Annotated in this window: 12 protein-coding genes, 1 riboswitch and 1 other annotated feature (1 of these 14 cut by a window edge); of the genes, 6 read left to right on the top strand and 6 right to left on the bottom strand. The window is 34.9% G+C overall.

Annotation, left to right across the window (positions count from 1 at the left end; genetic code table 11):
* Nucleotides 1-49: a binding site (T-box leader), on the bottom strand (it extends 155 nt beyond the left edge of the window).
* 45 nt (nt 50-94) lie between these two features.
* On the bottom strand, nt 95-2,578 hold the full coding sequence (locus ACTJFD_RS08445; RefSeq protein WP_442260906.1) for a LysM peptidoglycan-binding domain-containing protein: 2,484 nt from the start codon (nt 2,576-2,578) through the stop codon (nt 95-97).
* 281 nt (nt 2,579-2,859) lie between these two features.
* Between ACTJFD_RS08445 and ACTJFD_RS08440 the strand changes: the two genes are divergently transcribed.
* The 5 genes from ACTJFD_RS08440 to ACTJFD_RS08420 all read left to right on the top strand — a co-directional run bounded on the left by ACTJFD_RS08440 (nt 2,860) and on the right by ACTJFD_RS08420 (nt 6,898).
* Nucleotides 2,860-3,495, top strand: a complete 636-nt coding sequence (locus tag ACTJFD_RS08440; RefSeq protein ID WP_442260905.1) for a DUF1700 domain-containing protein — start codon at nt 2,860-2,862, stop codon at nt 3,493-3,495.
* Nucleotides 3,495-4,562: a DUF4097 family beta strand repeat-containing protein gene (locus ACTJFD_RS08435; protein ID WP_442260904.1), complete on the top strand. Its 1,068-nt coding sequence runs from the start codon at nt 3,495-3,497 to the stop codon at nt 4,560-4,562. The genes ACTJFD_RS08440 and ACTJFD_RS08435 overlap by 1 nt, the downstream gene beginning before the upstream one ends.
* A 149-nt stretch (nt 4,563-4,711) precedes the next feature.
* A complete protein-coding gene (locus tag ACTJFD_RS08430) occupies nt 4,712-5,365 on the top strand; it encodes a phosphatase PAP2 family protein (RefSeq protein WP_442260903.1) in 654 nt (217 codons plus the stop codon).
* A 2-nt stretch (nt 5,366-5,367) separates the two neighbouring features.
* Nucleotides 5,368-6,306 carry a TIGR01212 family radical SAM protein gene (locus ACTJFD_RS08425; protein WP_442260902.1) on the top strand — a complete coding sequence of 313 codons (939 nt, stop codon included), beginning with the start codon at nt 5,368-5,370 and terminating at the stop codon, nt 6,304-6,306.
* A gap of 22 nt (nt 6,307-6,328) precedes the next feature.
* Entirely contained in the window at nt 6,329-6,898 is a 570-nt protein-coding gene (locus ACTJFD_RS08420) for a class I SAM-dependent methyltransferase (protein WP_442260901.1), read from the top strand.
* A gap of 51 nt (nt 6,899-6,949) precedes the next feature.
* On the opposite strand, the gene ACTJFD_RS08415 is transcribed toward ACTJFD_RS08420, so the two are convergent.
* The 5 genes from ACTJFD_RS08415 to metK all read right to left on the bottom strand — a co-directional run bounded on the left by ACTJFD_RS08415 (nt 6,950) and on the right by metK (nt 19,126).
* Complete coding sequence (locus tag ACTJFD_RS08415; protein WP_442260900.1) at nt 6,950-9,505, bottom strand: hypothetical protein; 2,556 nt, start codon at nt 9,503-9,505, stop codon at nt 6,950-6,952.
* Between the two features lie 442 nt (nt 9,506-9,947).
* Nucleotides 9,948-12,524 (bottom strand): hypothetical protein, encoded by a 2,577-nt coding sequence (locus ACTJFD_RS08410; RefSeq protein WP_442260899.1) that lies wholly within the window; start codon nt 12,522-12,524, stop codon nt 9,948-9,950.
* 368 nt (nt 12,525-12,892) lie between these two features.
* Nucleotides 12,893-16,141 (bottom strand): M14 family metallopeptidase, encoded by a 3,249-nt coding sequence (locus ACTJFD_RS08405; RefSeq protein ID WP_442260898.1) that lies wholly within the window; start codon nt 16,139-16,141, stop codon nt 12,893-12,895.
* A 263-nt stretch (nt 16,142-16,404) separates the two neighbouring features.
* A complete protein-coding gene (locus ACTJFD_RS08400; RefSeq protein WP_442260897.1) occupies nt 16,405-17,874 on the bottom strand; it encodes an MDR family MFS transporter in 1,470 nt (489 codons plus the stop codon).
* Between the two features lie 64 nt (nt 17,875-17,938).
* On the bottom strand, nt 17,939-19,126 hold the full coding sequence (metK, locus tag ACTJFD_RS08395; protein ID WP_442260896.1) for a methionine adenosyltransferase: 1,188 nt from the start codon (nt 19,124-19,126) through the stop codon (nt 17,939-17,941).
* Nucleotides 19,124-19,212: riboswitch (SMK box riboswitch) on the bottom strand. It overlaps the preceding gene by 3 nt.
* 316 nt (nt 19,213-19,528) lie before the next feature.
* Here metK and ACTJFD_RS08390 point away from each other — a divergent pair.
* A complete protein-coding gene (locus tag ACTJFD_RS08390) occupies nt 19,529-20,284 on the top strand; it encodes a hypothetical protein (RefSeq protein ID WP_442260895.1) in 756 nt (251 codons plus the stop codon).
* The last annotated feature ends 23 nt before the right edge of the window (nt 20,285-20,307 follow it).

Genomic DNA, 20,307 nt, shown 5'->3' with positions numbered 1-20,307 from the left:
TACTCTCTACTAAATTTTCCTTTTTACTACTTCTTATCATCATTATTTAAATATTAAGATTATCATAACAGATAAAAAATTGATTTTCAAATGTTTAGTTAATTTTTAACGTTTGACCCACATAAATAATATCTGAAGAAAGTTTGTTTTTCTCTTTAATCGTAGCTACTGAAATACCATATTTTCGTGATAAGGCCCATAATGATTCGCCCGCTTTCACACGATGAGTTGTTCCATTACCAAATTGAACTTCTCGTTGTGATTCATTTCTAACCGGTTCTTTCAATTTTAATGTTTGACCCACATAAATTAAATCGCTCGTTAATTGATTTAATGATTTAATTTCACTGATCGTTAGATGATTTTGTAAAGCAATTCGATACAAAGTATCACCACTTTTAACTTTGTAAGTACTTCCCGTTGTTAGCGTTGGCTTGTTTGCTGTTTGATTTGTCGAATTAGAAGCAGTTTGACTCACTTTTAAACGTTGATTAATATAAATTAAATCATCACTCAATTGATTTAATGATTTTAATTGCGAAACTGACATATTATACTTGCGACTAATTCCATATAACGTATCACCGCTTTTAACTACGTAATAACCTGATGTTGGCGTTGGTTTTTCAGTCGGACGGTTGGTTGAATTAGACGAACCACTTGTCCCTTTTATTTTTAATGCTTGACCCACATAAATTAAATCACTTTCTAAATGATTCCATTGTTTTAATTCAAAAACAGTCATACCGTAGCGTTGACTAAGCCCATATAATGTATCGCCCGCTTTAACCACCACTTGTTCATTGGTTGGAGTTGGGGTTGGTCTAGAGCCTGGTTTAGACGTAGGGGGTTTAGGTTGTGTTGTTTGATTTGAAGTCACTTTTAATGTTTGACCCACATAAATTAAATCACTTGTTAAGCCATTTAATCGTTTTAGCTCACTAACCGTTAAACCATAACTACGACTGATAGCAAATAATGTATCGCCTGATTTTACTTGATAATTACCGGATGACGGAGTTGGCTTATTTGGTTTTTCAGAACTATTATTATTGCCTGTCCCAACTTCCGGAGCTGCTGTATTACCGGTTGGAGCTGTATCATACTGCGTTAAGTTATGTTTGACGATTAAGCTATTCAACTTGTAATTATAATTTGGATCCGTTGCGTAGCGTCCTCTTAACCAAGCCGTTGCATCTTGATAAGAATTCGTATTTGACTTCCAAGCTCCTGAATAGAAATAAACACCTGGAGAAAAAGAAGTTGTTTTTAAAACATTCGCATTGTCTTGGAATGATTCTGCAAAAGATGGATACTTTCTAAACTGAGCATTAATAAACACATCTCGCCCATTAAAATGTTCCCATGTTTGCATCGTTACAGACTGTCCGTGATAAGACCCTTTAATCCCAAAAAGATTATGATTAGGTGCCGATGCTAAACTACTCTGACCGTAACCACTTTCTAAAATAGCCTGTGCAATCATCACAGATGCATATAAATTGTTACGATGTGCTACGCCCTGTGCGTAAGGCGCTATTGTTAAAACAAAATCATCCTGTGGGATTCCTGTTTTTGGTAATGTTGCTCTTGGTGTTGGTGTTGGTACTGTCGCCTTAACAGGAGAAGCCTGACGTTTTGGCGCTGGTTTTGGTGCTGGCTTTGGTGCTGGTTTTGGTTTATTTTGAGTCGTACTATTCGTTGATGGTGCACTTGTATTACTCGTTATTGTTTCAGTCGTACTTGTTGATGGCGCGCTCGTACTATTCGTTGTTGTTTCAGTTGTACTTGTTGATGGCGCGCTCGTACTACTCGTTGTTGTTTCAGTTGTACTTGTTGATGGCGCGCTCGTACCACTCGTTGTTGTTTCAGTTGTACTTGTTGATGGCGCGCTCGTACTACTCGTTGTTGTTTCAGTTGTACTTGTTGATGGCGCGCTCGTACCACTCGTTGTTGTTTCAGTTGTACTTGTTGATGGCGCGCTCGTACTTTCCTGTGTAACTTCTGCTGAAGACTCCGTAGAAGGCTCTTCAGTTTGTAACACAATTGCTGTTGACACAATTTGTTGTTCTAATGAAGCTGACACCATTTGTGTTTTTAATTCTTGCGTTTTTAAGCCAACTAAAACAGGTAAAGTTACTTTCGAGCTTTCCTGTGTCTTAAGATTCAATTTGATTTGATTCAACTGACTATCAAAAGTATAGTGACCAATAGATTGTCCCAATCCATTTTTTAAATCTGCTGCTTGTTGTTCTTCCTTAAACTGAACATTAGGTGAGAGCTTTATCACTACTTCTTGAGTGATATCTTCCGAAACATCTAATTTCAACTGAAGTTCAAATGGTTGATTTTTAAAATTTTCTTGACTTGATGTATCCAATGAGAGTAACTGAACTGCTGCTTTTGTTAGCGAACGTTCGCCTGATAGTTTGTGATTTGTATCCTCATCAGCAAAGGCTTTCATTGGTGCATTACTGATAAACACCGTTGATGATAACACAATTGTCATGCCAAACCATGATGCATTTCTTAATATGTTTGCTTTAGTCCCCATAAAAAATGGAATATCTTTTTTCATAAAATCTTTCCCCCAATCACTTCTTTTACATCTATATAAATTAATAATTATTCTTACCTACTTTAAAATTATTTTAAACTGTCATAGATTAATTAAAGCATGACCTTACTCTGATAGCAAGCAGTAACAAGTGTCTTTTTTTCTTTTTTACCACCTTTTAATTATTATTATCTGTTTCTTTTTTTCATACTTTAGGCTGATTTTGTTCTAATTCACTTGTAGCACTTCTTTTTTGACTGTATATTAATGTTAGATATAATACATGCTTAGGAGTTGACACAATGAACAAAGAACATTTTTTAATTGAACTCAGATTAAATTTAAAACAACTTCCTTTTGATGAACAACAGGATATTTGTCAAGTTTATGCCGACTTATTTGATGAACAACTGGCAGCCGGACTTTCTGAATTTGAAGTTAGTAAGGAATTAGGACAACCAAAATCAATCGCTATCGATATTTTAAAATCCAAAAATCTTTATTTCGAAGAAACACAACCCAGCGATCACGGATGGCAAGAATTTTCAGATGCAGAGCAATTTGAACATCCTTATCAACATGAATACGAATTCTCACCTGTCGCACCAAGTCGTTTTTCACGTGTCTCTCAAATTATTGGGCTCTTTTTTCTTAATACCTGTTTTATGATTTGGATGATTTCAGCTTTATTTATGCTTTTATTTGCTGCTTGGCTCGTAGCACTTACAATGATTGCCTCTCCTTTGATAGCTCTTGTTGGTATTTTTATGACCGCCGCAAGCACTTATGGATTCTTTCAATTAGCTAGTGCTTTCATTCTTTGTGGTGTTGGTTTAATCGGTTTCTTACTATTAAAGCCCATTACAACTGGAAGTTTTAAATTATTAAAAGGTTATATTCGTTGGAATCTTCTAGTCTTACGAGGAGGTCATCACTAATGATAAAAAAATCAACAAAAATTATTTTAAGCTTAGCCCTCCTTTTCATTGTAGGAGGAAGTTTCTCTAGTTTTTTCCTTTATCAAAATTTAAAAACACAACGTGAAAAGAATGAAGTCCGTGAATCCTTTGCTTACGATGGTTCTGAAACGTTAGTTTTAAATTTCAATCGTAGTACCCATGTGACACTCACCAAATCAACTGACGATCGTGTACATATGGAAAAAACAGGTCTGCCATTAGATCAACGTGCCGTTGGTAAATTAAAATGGAACATTGATAAAAAAGACAAAGAGACAACTGTCTCTATCGATAATGAAAAAGCCACAAAGACGTTGCCATTTAATTTTTCCTTTTTCGACTACGGTGTTGGCAAGGATAGTATCAATCTAAGCTTGCCAAGTGGCTATAAAAAAATAATCGTTAATGGCCGTCAAGTCAATTTGAACATCTATGACTTCTCTCCTGAATCATTAGAAATAAAAGTTGATCACGGTGACATTTATATGCAGAACGTCAATGCCAAAGAAATCAAAAGTAACACTGTTTCTAGTACTTTAAGATTAGAAGAGGTCAAAGCGACCCAAGATATCGAGATTAAAACCCAGTACGGGGGAATCACGGTCCTCGAATCGCATGCTAGAAAATTTGACCTAACCTCAACTTCTGGAGATATTTTTACGGGTAATACTCATGGTGATTTAACGACAAAAACAAATGATGGTTTTACTAGTATCAATCATACCTATGGAAAAATTCTAGTGGAATCTAAAAATAGTGATATTTTCTTCCACTCCATCTTCACTAAAGATGATATTGACCTAACTTCAGCTCATGGGAATCTTGAGATTGAGCTTGATAAAAAAGGGTGGGAAAAAGCGGCTATTTCGCTAAAAACACACAGTGGCATTATTACAGAACTAATGGATGAAGAATTAGAAAATGGCACACCTACTCTTGAAACGAAAAAAGGAAGCCCTCAATTAAAAGCAGATACAAAAAGCGGAAATATTGCTGTGCGAGCACTAGAAGAAGATGATACTCATTACGAGTTTGATGATTATTAATTTTTATTAACCTTTTATTCAAATGATTCGTTTCAACATAGTTTATGTTATACTGAAAGGGTTGTAGTGAACAAAATCATTGTTCACTACAACCCTTTTTTAATTTTTAGATTGATGATTTTGCTCAATATTAGGAGGCTCTTTTTATAGTGAAAAATAAAATTTATTGGCAATTTGCTGCAAGTGTTACCTTACTTCTGTTTGCAATGATTGCTTACTTTGTCATTTCTAACCCAATCGTTTTACAATCCATTGACCAGCCAATCATTCATTTCATTCGCGGGTCTATCACACCAACAAAAACAAGTTTTTTCCAATACATTACTAAATTTAGTAACACAATTACGATTATTTTCCTTACCTTAGTTGGTAGTCTTAGTCTTTATTATTGGAAAGAAAAAATCAGTGCTTACTGGCTTTTAATTAATTCAGCCTTGGTTCAAGGTCTTGGAAACATAATTTTAAAAAGTATCTTTTCTCGCCCACGACCAGCTGTTTCTGGCCACTTAGTCCATGCAACTGGCTTTAGCTTTCCAAGTGGACACGCGATGGGAAGCATGCTCTTTTATGGAACTCTGATCCTCGTCTTACCCAACCTGATAAAAAATAAAAAAATACGATTAAGTATCCAATTAATTTTAGGGCTTTTAATTTTATTTATTGGCATGAGTCGAGTCTATCTTGGCGTTCATTATCCGACAGATGTTTTAGGGGGCTGGCTGATTGGGGTAACTTGGCTCTTGGCAACTTACCCAATTTTCAAAAAATTGGAGTTCAAACAAGAATTTGGAGGAAATAAATAAGTATGTTTCAATTTAAAACAAGTCAACAAAAAAGATACTACACTTGGAATGAAGCTTTACGTGAAACTTTTTCAGAAAAACTATTTAAAGTCCCCATTGACGGTGGCTTTGATTGCCCTAATCGTGACGGAACAGTTGCAACAGGTGGCTGTACTTTTTGTAGTGTTTCAGGGTCTGGTGATATGATGATTGCTCCAAGTGATCCTTTACCCATTCAATTTCGAAAAGAAGTCGACCAAATGCATAAAAAATGGCCAAAGACTAAACAATATATTGTTTACTTTCAGAATTTTACAAATACACATGCACCTTTAGAGGTTATCAAACATCGTTTCGAACAAGTTTTAAATGAAGAAGGGGTTGTCGGTTTATCCATCGGAACTCGTCCTGATTGCCTACCAGATGAGGTTGTCGCGTACTTAGCTGAATTAAATGAACGCTTCTATTTATGGGTTGAATTAGGTCTACAAACAACTTATGAAGCAACGAGCCAAATGATTAACCGAGCCCATGATTATCAAACTTATCTTGATGGTGTTGCAAAATTAAGAAAACATAATATCCGTGTCTGTACCCATCTTATCAATGGCTTACCCGGTGAAACACATGAAATGATGCTAGAAAATGTACGACGAACGGTCCAAAATTCCGATATTCAGGGGATTAAATTACATCTCCTTCATCTGATGACTAATACAAAAATGGTCAAAGACTATCAAGAAGGACGATTACAATTAATGTCACAAACAGACTATGTCCGTTTGATTTGTGATCAGTTGGAAATTATTCCTCCTAATGTCATTATTCACCGGCTCACTGGAGATGCTCCTCGAGAAACCATTATTGGGCCAATGTGGAGTTTGAAAAAATGGGAAGTCTTAAATGCTATTGATCAAGAATTAGTCAAGCGTAAGACATACCAAGGAATTTATACTAATTAAATATAAGGAAGGTTCTCTATCGATGCTATTATCTGCGTTACGTTTCAGTCATTCTTTATTGGAGGAAATCATTCAACCTGGTGATTTGGTTGTCGATGCAACCATGGGAAATGGAAATGACACCGTGTTTTTAGCAAAACTAGTAGGCGAAAGCGGGCGAGTTGAAGCTTTTGATGTCCAACAGCAAGCTTTTGATGCAACCTATCAACGCCTAAAAAAAGAAGCAGTCTTAAAACAAGTTAATTTAAATCTTCTGAGCCATGAACAACTAGATACTGTGCTAGAGCCTCAAGATAAGGTAAAAGCTGCCATTTTTAATCTTGGCTATCTACCTAAAGGAAATAAAGAAATTATTACTAAAAGTAAAACAACGTTACAAGCTGTTACTAAATTGTTAGAGCGACTCGATGCAACAGGGCGAATCATTTTAGTTATCTACTCTGGACATCCTGGTGGCGAAATTGAAAAACGTGATGTTTTAGACTACACAAAAAAATTACCTCAAGACTTATTTTCAGTCCTCCACTATCAATTTATTAACCAAAAAAACTGTCCTCCTATGCTCATCTGTATTGAAAAAAAACATACGTAAATAAAAAAGCGAGATTGACCTTAATGTGGTCAATCTCGCTTTTGTCTATCTTTAAGGCGCGTTTTCTAGGACCCACATGATTTCACCATGATAAGTTTCCGCTAAATTCCCAGATGCGACCTCTAAATAGAGCCCCTGTTCTCCAGCATTCAATAAAATCGTCTCCTCTGGTTTAACACGTTGTTCCATCACTTTAACCTCAGAATTGGAACCAATCCCTTTATCAGCAAATTTCAAATGACCTAACAAAGTTAATTTTTCTGTTTTAAAACCACCAAACTCACCTAATAAACGCCAATTAACGAGCTCACCACTTGGAGTTTCTTGTGTGTTAACCACACTTATTTTAGGACTATCTTGAGGATAAATGGTCTCAACTTGATTAGATAGTTGTCGACTCCCAAAATTGATTGCCTTAGACACTCTAATTTCTGATTTTGGTTTAAAATAAAGATTAATAATGGTTTCTTGACTTGGAACCTTCCCATCTTTAATTTCTTGACCATTCGCTGTTGCTTTTAGTGATTCATAGTCATAACCATCGGCACTTGTCTTACCTGTAACCACATCTGTTAAGTGACTTCCGACTGATATCTCAGTTAAATTATCAGCTTTTTTACGCTCCGTTGACGTCGTTGAGATAAAGATGGAACGTTCCGTCCCAGAATACAAGTAATTAACAGTAACCTTAACAGTACTTAAAGCATAATAAATCTTCACTTCATCCAAATCTGAATCGACTTTTTTACTATATTTATTACCCAGCGTCCCCGATTTTTCTTGATCTAATTTTAATTCTTCATATTCTAGTGGAACCTCAAATTCTAATTTTTTTCCCAGACGGATATCGGCTTCTTTTTTCAAACTCTCTGGTTGTGGTGTCAGTAGAGTATCTACTAAATAATAAGTGATTTTAATATGTTTTAAAACATAGACCTGTACATTTTCTTTTTTTGACACTGCATTATCATCGTTACGAATCAGTTGAACACTTAAAGGATAATTACCTGCTTTTTTATCGGAAAATAGTGACCGTTCAACTGGTAGCTCCCAACTTCCTTCTAACTGTCCCGCTGGATAAGAGTAGTCCGCAATCGTTTCTGTTTCACGTATTATTTTTATCTTACCCCCTTTTTCTAAAGGGTCGCGCCATGTTCCTTTTACTACCAATTGACCTGTTTCATTTATCTTAATCTCATGTTCTTCTTCCCTAAGCTTTAAAATTGGCTCTTCACTTTCTTTAACAATCAACCCTATCCCTCTTGTACTCTGCTTATCTGGATAAGTCGTGTTTTGAATCTTAGTTTCAATCTGATAACGTCCGATTGGTAATGTTTCAGTTCCTAACAATTTAATCTTCCACTCGCCAGAATCTTTATTCCCACCATCGTAACTTGTTTGTTCAATAATCCCTATCGGCTCGCCTTTTTCATTTTTAACATTAAATGAAATTATCCCTTTTGGTGGATTATTTTCATCATACCAGTCACCAAAAATTTCAAGCGAAGAATCACCTTCCGTCATCTCAAAGTCTTCATTTTCAGGATTAATTTCAGGATTCGCATCAATCACTGCTAACGACGTTGTAAACGAAAGCGTTAATTTTTCATTTGGCTCGACATCTCTAGGTGTCACTTTACTTCCCAGACCAGAATCTGTTTTCCAACCAACAGAAGCATTTTCATTAAGGATAATCTTTTCTACATCATTTGGTTGAGATTCTAACCCTGTTCCATCAAATTTCCGATTAGAAAAAAAAGTGTACGGATTGTCTTCACTTGGCAATTGGAATGCTGTGTTCCCCACATGATAATTCACTAAATCAGGATAATCAAATTTGGACCGTTTAAAAATATAATTCAAACGGTATTCATCTGTCTTAGTATAAACCCCTCGATTTCTGCCCAAGGAATAAACAGGAACCTCATCATTTTCTCCTAGTTTAAAATCATGACCATAATAAATCCCATACTTCAATTTTTTACCGGACTGATTCCAATAATGAATATCCGTCTTAACCGCAAGACTATTTTTATCTTGTTTCATTTCCATCTCTAGGAGATAACTGCCCTCATCTATTAACAAAACTGCTTTTGCTTCTTTTTTATTTCCTAATAGTCGTTTTTCGCGAGAGTCTAAATCAGAAGTAACATCAACACCTAAAATTTTATTAATTCTTTTTCCCTCTGCATCAATAACCATTGCACCACTACTGTACAACCTTAACTGTTGGCTTTCTGTATTTCCCCCTTGAACCTTTCTCGAAAAAACCGAGCCAATATAATCAGCCGAACCTTCTTTTTTTAATATAACATTAGAAATTGCTGCAAAATCTTTAGGATTGGATAAAGGAGAATCGTACTGATAAAGACTTCTAAAACCAAAACTAAAAATAAGCGATGTCTCGCTTCCTGGCAACTTTGCTTCAAATTCATTTTCACCATTTGTATAATCTTTATAGCCAATCGATTGATAATAACTTTCTCTCTCCATCATTTTTTTGCTAACCGCAACTACAGAACTTGAATATGATAAAAAACCAATCCCTACAAAAAACAAACTTAGACTAATCAATAAGGTAACTCTTTTATAGCTTATTTTCCCCATATTTCTCCCCTCGATTTTCACTTTGTTTACTATAAAAAAAAAGTAATTATTACTAGGTTTTTAACACACTAATAATAACTACTAATTGATATTCCATATAAAAACTATTAAACACAAACGCTCGTTTTTTATCTTTTTTGTGAAAATACTCAACTTAAGTATACACAACATCCTCATTTTTCACTACCTATTAATTTTAGCTAACCTCTAACAATTATTTTATAACAACCATATAAAATCCAATGAGAATATCAAGTCTGAATAAAAGATAGTAATAATACAGTAATAATAAAATCGTTTCCTAAGTATTTTTTTTATCCTACAATAAATAAGTTTATTTTATCATTAAACGGTCAAAAAGAGATGAATTTGAGGAAAACTCTCAAATTCATCTCTTAATCAAAATCACTACTTTTTTTATTTTTAACTTTCAATCAAACAATTAAAAGGCGTTCTCTAATATCCAAGTAATTTCACCACGATAAATTTCTGCTAAGTTTCCTGATTCGACCTCTAAATAGAGCCCCTGTTCTCCTGCATTCAATAAAATCGTTTCTTCTGGTTGGATACGTTGTTCCATCACTTTAACCTCAGAATTAGAACTAATCCCCTTATCTGCAAATTTTAAGTGACCTAGTAAAGTTAGCTCTTCGTTTCTAAAACCACCAAACTCACCTAATAAACGCCAATTAACGAGATCACCATTTAGGGTTTCTTGTGTATTGATCACACTTATTTCAGGACTATTTTTAGGATAAATTTTTTCCACTTGTTTCGATAATTTTTGGCTCCCAAAATCAATCGATTTCGGGACTTTGATTTCTGATTTTGGTTTAAAATAAAGATTAATGATCGTTTCTTGATTCGGAACTTTCCCGTCTGTAATTTCTTGACCATTCGCTGTTGCTTTTAATGACTCATAGTCATAGCCTACAGCCGTTGTTTTATCTGTAACAACATCTGTTAAGCGACTTCCGACTGAAATGTCGGTTAGATTATCAGCCTTTTTACGCTCTGCTGATGTCGTTGAACTAAAAATCGAGCGCTCAGTCCCTGAATACAAGTAATTAACGGTCACTTTGACTGTACTAAAATCATAATAAATCTTCACTTCATCCAAATCTGAAACGACTTTTTTACTATATTTATTACCTAGCGTTCCTGATTTTTCTTGATTTAATTTTGCCCTATCATATTCTAAAGGAACTTCGAATTCTAAATTTTTACCTAGACGTATGTCGGCTTCTTTTTTCAATTCGTCTGGCTGTGGTGTCATCAAAGTATCACCTAAGTAATAAGAAATGATGATCCGTTTTAAAACATGAACAGCTACGGTTTCCCGTTCCGAACTTGCGTTATCACTATTACGGACAAGTTGAATATCTAAAGAATAATCACCTGCTTTTTTATCTGAAAAAAGTGATTGGTCTATGGGTAACTCCCAGTTCCCCTCTCTTTGTCCTGCAGGATAAGAGTAGTCAGCGATTGTTCCGGTTTCATTTATTACCTTTATCTTACCCCCTTTCTTTAGAGGGTCTTGCCACTTCCCTTTTATTATAAATTGTCCAGTTTCATTTTTTTTGATTTCAAATTCTTTTTCAAGAATTTCTAATTTCGGTTCTTCACTTTCTTTAACAATTAAACCTATTTTTCGACTACTCTTTTTACTTGGAGTTTTCGTATTTTTAATTTCTGTTTCAATTTGATAACGTCCAACTGGTAGTTTTTCCGTTCCTTCCAATTTAACTTTCCACTCGCCAGAATCTTTATTCCCACCATCATAGCTCGTTTGCCCTACAATACCTGTCGCTTCGCCTTTTTCATTTTTAACCTTAAATGAGATTGTCCCTTTGGGTGGATCATTTTCATCGTACCAATCACCCAAAATTTCAATCGAAGCATCGCCTTCTGTCATCTCAAAATCTTCATTTTCAGGGTTAATTTCAGGATTAGCATCCATCACTGCTAACGATGTCGTAAACGAAAGCGTTAGTTTTTCATTTGCCTTAACATCCCTTGGTATCACTTTACTTATCAAAGCGGAATCAATTATGTCGTTAGATTCCTCTCCATTCAAAATCACCCTATCTACATCATTAGGCTCAGACTCTAACCCTAGTCCTGTAAAGGTTTTATTCGAAAAAACTTCAAATGGATTATCACTACTCAATGTTTGTCTATCAGTATGACCAACTTGATAATTCACTAAATCAGGATACTCAAATTTAGAACGTTTGAAAATATAGTTTAAGCGATATTGATCTGCCAGAGGATCAATCTCTGCATCCGTCTTAGTGTAGACCCCACGATTTCTACCCAATGAATAAATAGGAACCTCATCATCACTTCCAAGTTTAAAATCATGGCCATAATAAATCCCATATTTTAATTTTTTCCCCGATTGATTCCAATAATGGATATCCGTTTTTACGGCTAACATATTAGAATCACCTTTCATTTCCATTTCTAAAAGATAATCACCTTCATTGATGAGTAAGACGGCTTTATCTTTACTTCGATTTCCAAGCAACGTTTTTGTTCGCCTGTCTTTAGAAACAGTTTGAGTCGATTCTACATCTGGATTTATCACTCTCTTCCCTTGAGCATCAATCACCATTGCCCCGCTATTAAAATACCGTGCTCGTTCTTTAGTTTCCTCACCATCTTGCCCTTGATAAAGAGAACCGACATAATGGTCGTTTTGCGGCTGATCTAAAAGCACGTTCGCTACTGGAATATACTCTTCAGAGTCCATAATGGGGAGCTCAGTCCAATTAGGATCCCTAAAGCCAAAACTAAAAATAAGTGAATCATCGTTTCCTAGGTATTTTGTTACAAATTCATTTTCATGACCCGTATAATCTAAATAACCAATGGACTTGTAGTACTGCTCTCTCTCCACCATTTTATTACTTTTTTCTGCCATAACAACCGTTGAACTAGATAAAATGCCGACCCCTATAAAAAACAAACTGATACAAATCAATAAGATGACACTTTTATTACTTATTAATTTCATTTCTTTCCCTTCCCCTCATTTTCCATGTAATTGATTATAAAAAAATTATTATCATCTCTTGATAATAATTACTAATTAATAACGACGACAATAAACTATCAAACAAAAACATCTATTTTTTATATTTATAGATAGATACTTAAATCTATTATACATAATATCAAAGGGTTTCTCCACCCCAAAAACTAAATACAATACTTCAAAACGTTTTTAATGAACTAATATACGATTTATGTATTCTCAATTGACGAATACGTTTATCAATCGTCCGTTTATAAGAAAAGAGAACGATAAGTCCTTTTTATTAAAAGGATTTATCGTTCTCTTATTATTCTTTTTTTATTTTAAAACTGTTTTTTTATAAAAATTTACTCCCCTTTTTCCTCTTTCCCACGTTTTCTAAAATATCCGATACCCGCTATCACGAGTAACGCAACGATTACGATAATAAATGCACGGGTGCCTGTACTCTTTTGTTGTGCTTTCTTATCTGTCTTATCTCCTAATTCTTTTGCAAATAGAGCATTCGCCACATAACGATAATCGTCTTGTTGATGGGCTTTATTTGTAATTGAATTAGCAAAGACTAACACGTCGACATCTGAATTTTTAAGTTCAGCCACTTGAGTCGAGCCTTTGTATTTCTTAATATGATCGGCTGACATAAAGCCTTCAATCAAATCATCTTTCGTTGTCTTTACTAAAACTTTAGCATCTTTTGGTGTTTTGGTAATCATATTACCACCATAACCATACATAATTTGATCTTTATCTTTTTTATAATTAGCAGTAACTAAGCTATCATCAATATATTCTACTGTCGTTAGTGCATCATAATCAAAATCTTCACTACGCTCAAAATCAAATCCTAATTTTAAATTCTTCACGCTATCGGATGCATAAGAACCTAAAGCGATATAAGGCTTACCATCTAAAACAGCTTTTTCTTCCGTTTCATTCAATGGTTGATTACCGATGATAACATCAGCCTCTTCAACAGAATCAGCTAAATCAAAATTTAGTTGTTCTTTCAAGGCATAGAAATCCCAATTAAGTGACGTATTTAAACGGTTAAAGTAACCATCTAAGCCAAATTCTTCATCTGTTCCTTCTTTCACCATAAAAGCAGGTTCTTTACCAGGAATATAAACTTTTGGTGATTTTTTAATTTCTTTTGCTTCTGGTAATTTTTTAACTTTGAGGGCATGAAGAATATAATCATCTTTGACTTGATCAAAGGCTTCTTCAGAAATCAAGAAGTCACCGATATAATCTCCCGATTCAATCATGCTTACCTTTTGTTTATCTTTAATCAATTGATTAACCGCTTGAACCGCATGAATTGAATTATTATCTAAAACTAAATAACTTCCCTCTCCTGTAACTTCTGATTTCAATGGTTTAAATTCTTCAATGACTGTCATTGATTCTTGTGGAATGGCCTCTTTTTTCGTAATAACATCCATTGAGAACCCTCGCAAGTCTGCGAATGCAGTCAATGGTTCTGAATAAAGTGACGTCCAATTTTCAATCACCACATTATCATATAAAACAGCATTGGCCATATTACGCTTCGGTTGGTGCATATCTACAACCATCGTTCCCTTAGGATAGGTTTGCTCATTGATTTTTGTTTCTTTATTAAGCTCTTTCACTTGGACATCATTTCTTAATAAATAAGTTACGATTTCTGAAGTGGCTTGACGGTTTCTCTGATTTTTTGAGTCTGTTGGAATTACATAATACTCTGGGAAGAAGTTATCATTCTCTTCATGCTTTTTCCTAAAGACATCAGCTTCTTTACCAATTTCATCTGTTTGACTCACATAATAAGGGCGAATTGATTCGGCATCTTCGTTATCAACACCACGAACCCATCCTTTTAGTTGATTTCCATAAAAGGCTTGTTTGTTATCACCAACATATTTACCATTATTAACTAACGCATATTTGACTGCCTGTACAGCATCTTCATTACCATAGGGAACTTCTACAGTATAAGCAGCTGCACCATGTAGGAATGAATACTGTGGTGTATAACTCGTTGACATATCATCAAAAGGTACCCATTCAAAAATTCCCTCTTCATTTTTCTTCAAATAATCACGCATAGGCATTTGGAAACTATTAATCGAGTCATTATTAACAATGGCTGTCGCTCCAAAAGCTTCTCCCTGTTTCAAGGCATTTTCAATAAACAAATCATATTCAACGTTAGGATCATGCGTTGGAGAACAAGGTTCTACTTGAAATTGATTGTAAAACCCATGAATTTCATATAAGTTAACTGGATTCCATTCAGCAATTAATTGAGTCATCGCTTGTGTTTCTGGTTGAACTTGATAAGTATTGTCACGATTCAAATCAAAACCATTTCCATTCGTTCGGACATTGACTGCATGAGCATCAGCATTTTCAGATGGAACTAATATAAAGAAGACATTTTCTAGCATCTCTTTAACGTTGGCATCTGTATCTTCAATTTCATAAAATTGGTTTAATTGCTCTTCACTTAAATTAGCAGCTGCGTCAGGATCATCTGGGTGTTCTTCGCTTTTCACCCCATCACGAATATAACCAACCCCCGTTACGCCTTTATCTTGAATCATTTCTGACCATTTAACACCGCGGTCTGTTTTTTCTTTCTCTACCTGTTTTTTACCTTCTGGTGTTAACTCTGTGATTGTTCGATAAGGAATTTGACTGTCTGCTTTATCAACGAATTCTTTTGTAAATTCCATCACTGCATCAACACCTGGGTTTTCATCCGAATGGATATTACTATAAACAATCGGAACTTTATAGGAAGCCTTACCAGACTCCACTTCTTTTAAGACTTTTTTTGGATCTTGCATCGCTTCTTTATTTAATTTTTGATAGTCTTCAATCGATTTTTTAGAATCAGCGATAAATAGAGCTTGCATTGGCCGTCCTTGGGCTGTTGTTCCAAATTCTTTGACTTCTGCATAAATCCCTTTTTCATTCGCTATTTTAGCATAATCTAACAGGGATTGATCTAGGCCTTCATATAAATGATAATTCTCGTACGGTTTCACCTCGACCTTTGTTTTCGCCAAAACCTCCTTACTATCTACCAACTCTAACTCGTAAGTTCCCGTATAATCTAAGAGTGAATTTCTAATCTGAGCACGTGCCCGACCGTCAATCCCATTGACGCCATACATATACTCAGTATTAAAGGTTAATTTTATTTTATCTTGGTCCACCGTTGTTTTAATATCTTTAAAGAAAGGTATGGAAGGATAACTCGTTTCTTCGTCAACGGTCACTGGAAATGTTTGCCACTTAGATAGATCATCTCCTAGATATTGATGGGGAAATTCTTTCTTGTCCTGAATTCCTTCATCACGTGATAATTTCCATGTTACATTTTTAACTAGCTTATCTAAATCAGCTTTTGATTGCCCAGGAAGTTCTACTGTCGCTTCAAAAGCCTGTTTGTCTGTGAGTGATATGACATTGGATTCTTTATTTTCTTTATTAGAAAAAGCTATTTTTCCCTCTTCAGCCGCAAAAGATAATTGTCCACCCCCTAATACAATCGTACAAACTAATAAGCTCCCTAGTACCTGACACGATTTACTTTTATTTCTCATTTTCCATCCTCCTCGTTCATTTTGTATCAAAGTAATAGTAACACTGTTTTGGAAGCGTTTTCTTTTTTGTTGTTATTTTTTACTATTCTCTAAGGTTACTCTTACTATTCTCTCAATATGTCGATTAACTATCAACCCCCTTGTGGACAAATAGAGGAACTCAATGTGACGTACATCAGCCGCACCATACTTAATGTCCATTATAAAAAAACCCCTAAGATAGTTAAGTTCACTATTCTCAGGAGTCCTCACTCTTTATTTTATTATTTTAAACTTACTTTTTTCTGGAATTGATTTAAAACCAAAGCAATCACAACTAGACACACTCCGACTAGAAAAACATTGTGAATACTTCCTGATAAGATATTTCTCAAATCACCAATTAACTCACTTGGCAGCTCGTTTGCTGTGTGTGGATTAATTAGTTTATTCATCATTCCTTTGTTTGCACCTAAACTTTCTTTAGCTACTAAGCCTTTGTCCATCGTGCTATTTAAAACTAAACCAAAAGCTGAAATCATAATCGTTTGTCCCACTGTTCTAGAAAGCGTAAAAATTGACGTTGCAACTCCCATATGATGTGATTCCACTGTTGATTGTGCTAAAACAGTTAAGATTGTCATGGTTAAACCAAAACCAACACCAAAAATAGCTGAAAAAATTAAAAAGGTACTATAAGGTGTCGTTTCTGTAACTAAAACAAGGAAAATCCCACCCATTAAAATCGGTAATAAGCCCATTAAAATAATTTGACGATTATTAAATTTATTCATGATTTTACCACCTAGGAATGATCCAAACATCCAAATTACAGACATCGGTGCTAAAACAATCCCACCAATTGTAGCTGTTGTCCCCGCAACCCCTTGCATCCACATTGGAATATAGACTTCTACCCCCATTAGGAAACCACTAATTAAAGCCGCAATTAAATTCACAATCACATACGTTTTGTTCTTAAATAAATCTAATGAGATAATTGGGTCTGGCACACGTTTTTCTGTTCGAATAAATAAATATAATGCCAAGAAGAAACTGGCAAATGATATGATCGTAATAAAACTAAAACCGTCACTAATGGTTTGAAATCCGTATAGAAGTGACATTAGCATCACCACTAGAATCACACTACCGAGATAATCAACTGGCCCTTTATCAATTTCAAAATCATCTTCTATCATATAAATCCAGAATAATAGCATTAATACTAAACCAATCGGTACATTAATCAAGAAAATCCAATGCCAACCAACATAATCAACAATAAAACCGCCAGCTAAAGGACCAACGATACTAGCAATCCCCCAAGCTGCACTATTCAAACCTAGTATATTTGCTCGCTTTTCAATCGGGTATAAATCAGCAATAATCGTCAAAGAAACTGGTACAATCGAACCGGCCCCAATCCCTTGAATCGCTCTAAAAATAATCAACTGAATCATATTTTGACTAATCCCTGATAAAGCAGATCCAATAATGAAAATTAAAATTCCAACCATAAAAACTGGTTTTCGCCCAATTTTATCTGCTAATTTACCATAAATGGGTGTCATCATCGCATTCGTTAATAAATAAATGGATATAACCCAGTTCATAATATTAATCCCTTTAAGTGACCCGACAATCGTTGGCATCGCTGTCGAAATAATCGTGCCCTCAATCGCTGTCATAAATGTGGCAATAAACACACAAATGGTGACAATCCTTACATTTGTTTCTCTTTTCTTTGTCATAATTTCCTCCTTACAAAATAAAGACCCTCACAAGTAAAAAAACTTGTCAGGATCATTGGTTAATCTATTGCGCTAAACTTGTTTGTAGTGCAGCAATTTTATCCGTTTTCTCCCATGTAAAATCTTCATCTTCACGACCGAAATGACCATAAGCAGCCGTTTTCTGATAGATTGGGCGACGTAAATCTAACATTTCAATAATCCCTTGCGGTGATAAGTCAAAATGCTCACGAATAGCTTTAATTAATTGACTTTCACTAAATTCACTTGTACCAAAAGTATCGACTGCAATTGAAACTGGTTGAGCAACACCAATGGCATAAGCCAACTGAACTTCACATTTTGTGGCTAATTTTGCTGCTACAATATTTTTAGCAATATAACGAGCAGCATAACTTGCCGAACGATCCACCTTCGTTGCATCTTTTCCTGAAAAAGCGCCTCCACCATGACGAGCAAACCCACCATAAGTATCGACAATAATTTTACGACCTGTCAAGCCAGAATCACCTTGAGGGCCCCCAATGACAAAACGTCCTGTTGGATTAATAAAATAGCGGGTGTCTTCATCTAATAATTGCGTTGGAATCACCTCATTGATGACTAGCTCTTTCATATCTTTTTGGATCGTTTCGAGTGTTACTTCTTCATCATGTTGCGTACTAATGACAATGGTATCGACACGAATTGGTTTTCCTTGTTCATCGTACTCGACCGTCACTTGTGATTTAGAATCCGGACGTAAGTAGTCAAGGCGATCCGTTTTACGTAATTCAGCTAATTTTTGAGTAATCCGATGGCTTAATGCAATCGGTAATGGCATTAATTCGGGTGTTTCATCAATCGCAAAACCAAACATTAACCCTTGATCACCTGCACCTATATCAGATGCCTCCGTCTGACCTTCTTTTTTCTCTAATGCTTCATCAACACCTTGAGCAATATCAGGTGACTGTTCATCAATCGCTACCATCACTGCACAAGTGTCCCCATCAAACCCATACTTCGCACGAGTGTACCCAATCTCTTTAATCGTTTGGCGAACCACTTTTTGAATATCAACATAAGCTGTTGTTGTAATTTCTCCAAAAACAAGGACAAGTCCTGTAGTCACGGATGTTTCACAAGCCACACGAGCATTCGGATCTTTAGCTAAGATCGCATCTAAAATCGCGTCACTAATTTGATCGGCTACTTTATCTGGATGGCCTTCTGAAACTGATTCTGATGTAAATAATTTTTTTTCTTTCATTCTGTTATTCCCCCTGAGGTATTTTTTCGGTTACAAGGAATCTTTACAAATCTGACGTAAATCCTATCGGGAATCTTGCACCACGGCTAGTATAACAGAAATTAAGATATTAGCCTACTTAATTTACAACAAATAACATCATAGATAAGACCCATTATCCCCTAGTTTAGCTGAAAATCATCAACTCATTATTTTAGAGAAAACCTCTTTCTTCAAAACTTAACCAAATTCACCTTTGGAACAATCTCACCTTTTATGCCTTATCCATGACTAAAAAATGCAAGTCTCTAACTAAATTACCCTTCATTTTTAGAATGATTTTAAAATATATTCCGAAAATTCTTGACCTTTCAATTAACTTTTCCTATCATAAATAGAGACGATAAGATAAGGGGGAAAAAAATGACGCGAAAACGCTCTTTTTCATACTTGGGATTTGCGCTTTTAGTAACGACTTTACAAACAGCATTGTCTTTACTTCCTGGTTATCTTTACTTTAGAGAAAATAGTCAAGGCCCAATGATTTTACCTTACATGATTGTTTATCTTTTACTCAGTGACTTTTTCCAAGTTTTTGGAAAAGCATCCTATAAAAAAGGCCATTCGATTCCTATTCCGATTTATGCTTTAAAAGTAATTATTAGTGGGTTTTTAATTTTAATGATTATCAAGCAAACGACTTTTCTCTTTGTCTTTATTTTTATAGCGTATGAACTTTTTCAGTTGCTGATCTTTCTAAAACAGTTCTTCTACATTGATTCTATTTTTTATTCTTTAACCAATGCCCTTTTTAAAGGGGTTGTTTTTAATCAGATGCTGACAATTAGTTATCCTTTTAACTATGACTTTAAACAAATTCAGCCCTTCATCTTTTCCTTCTTTTTAATTTTACTTTTAACTATTTTAACCCAGGGCATGTACTCCTTTTTATCTAAACAAACGTGGTTCTTGATTTTATCTTTTCTTTGTTTGATTGCTCTTTATTATTTGCTTTATCGTCAGTTTAAACAAGGGGATCTTATTCTTTGGAAATTTATTAGTTTTAGTGCCAGTAATATGATTGCTTTGTTCTTTTTTGCTAAATCAAGAAATGCTCAAAAAAAAGAGGTCGTCCTCTATCTTTTTGGTTTAGTTGGCATGTTTGTCTATTATCTATAAGAATTAATAAAAATAAATCTACC

The organism is Vagococcus sp. (assembly GCF_052102835.1).
Classification (GTDB): Bacteria; Bacillota; Bacilli; order Lactobacillales; family Vagococcaceae; genus Vagococcus.
The sequence above is the reverse complement of the archived record's forward strand: the minus strand, read 5'-3'. Positions and strand labels throughout refer to the sequence as shown.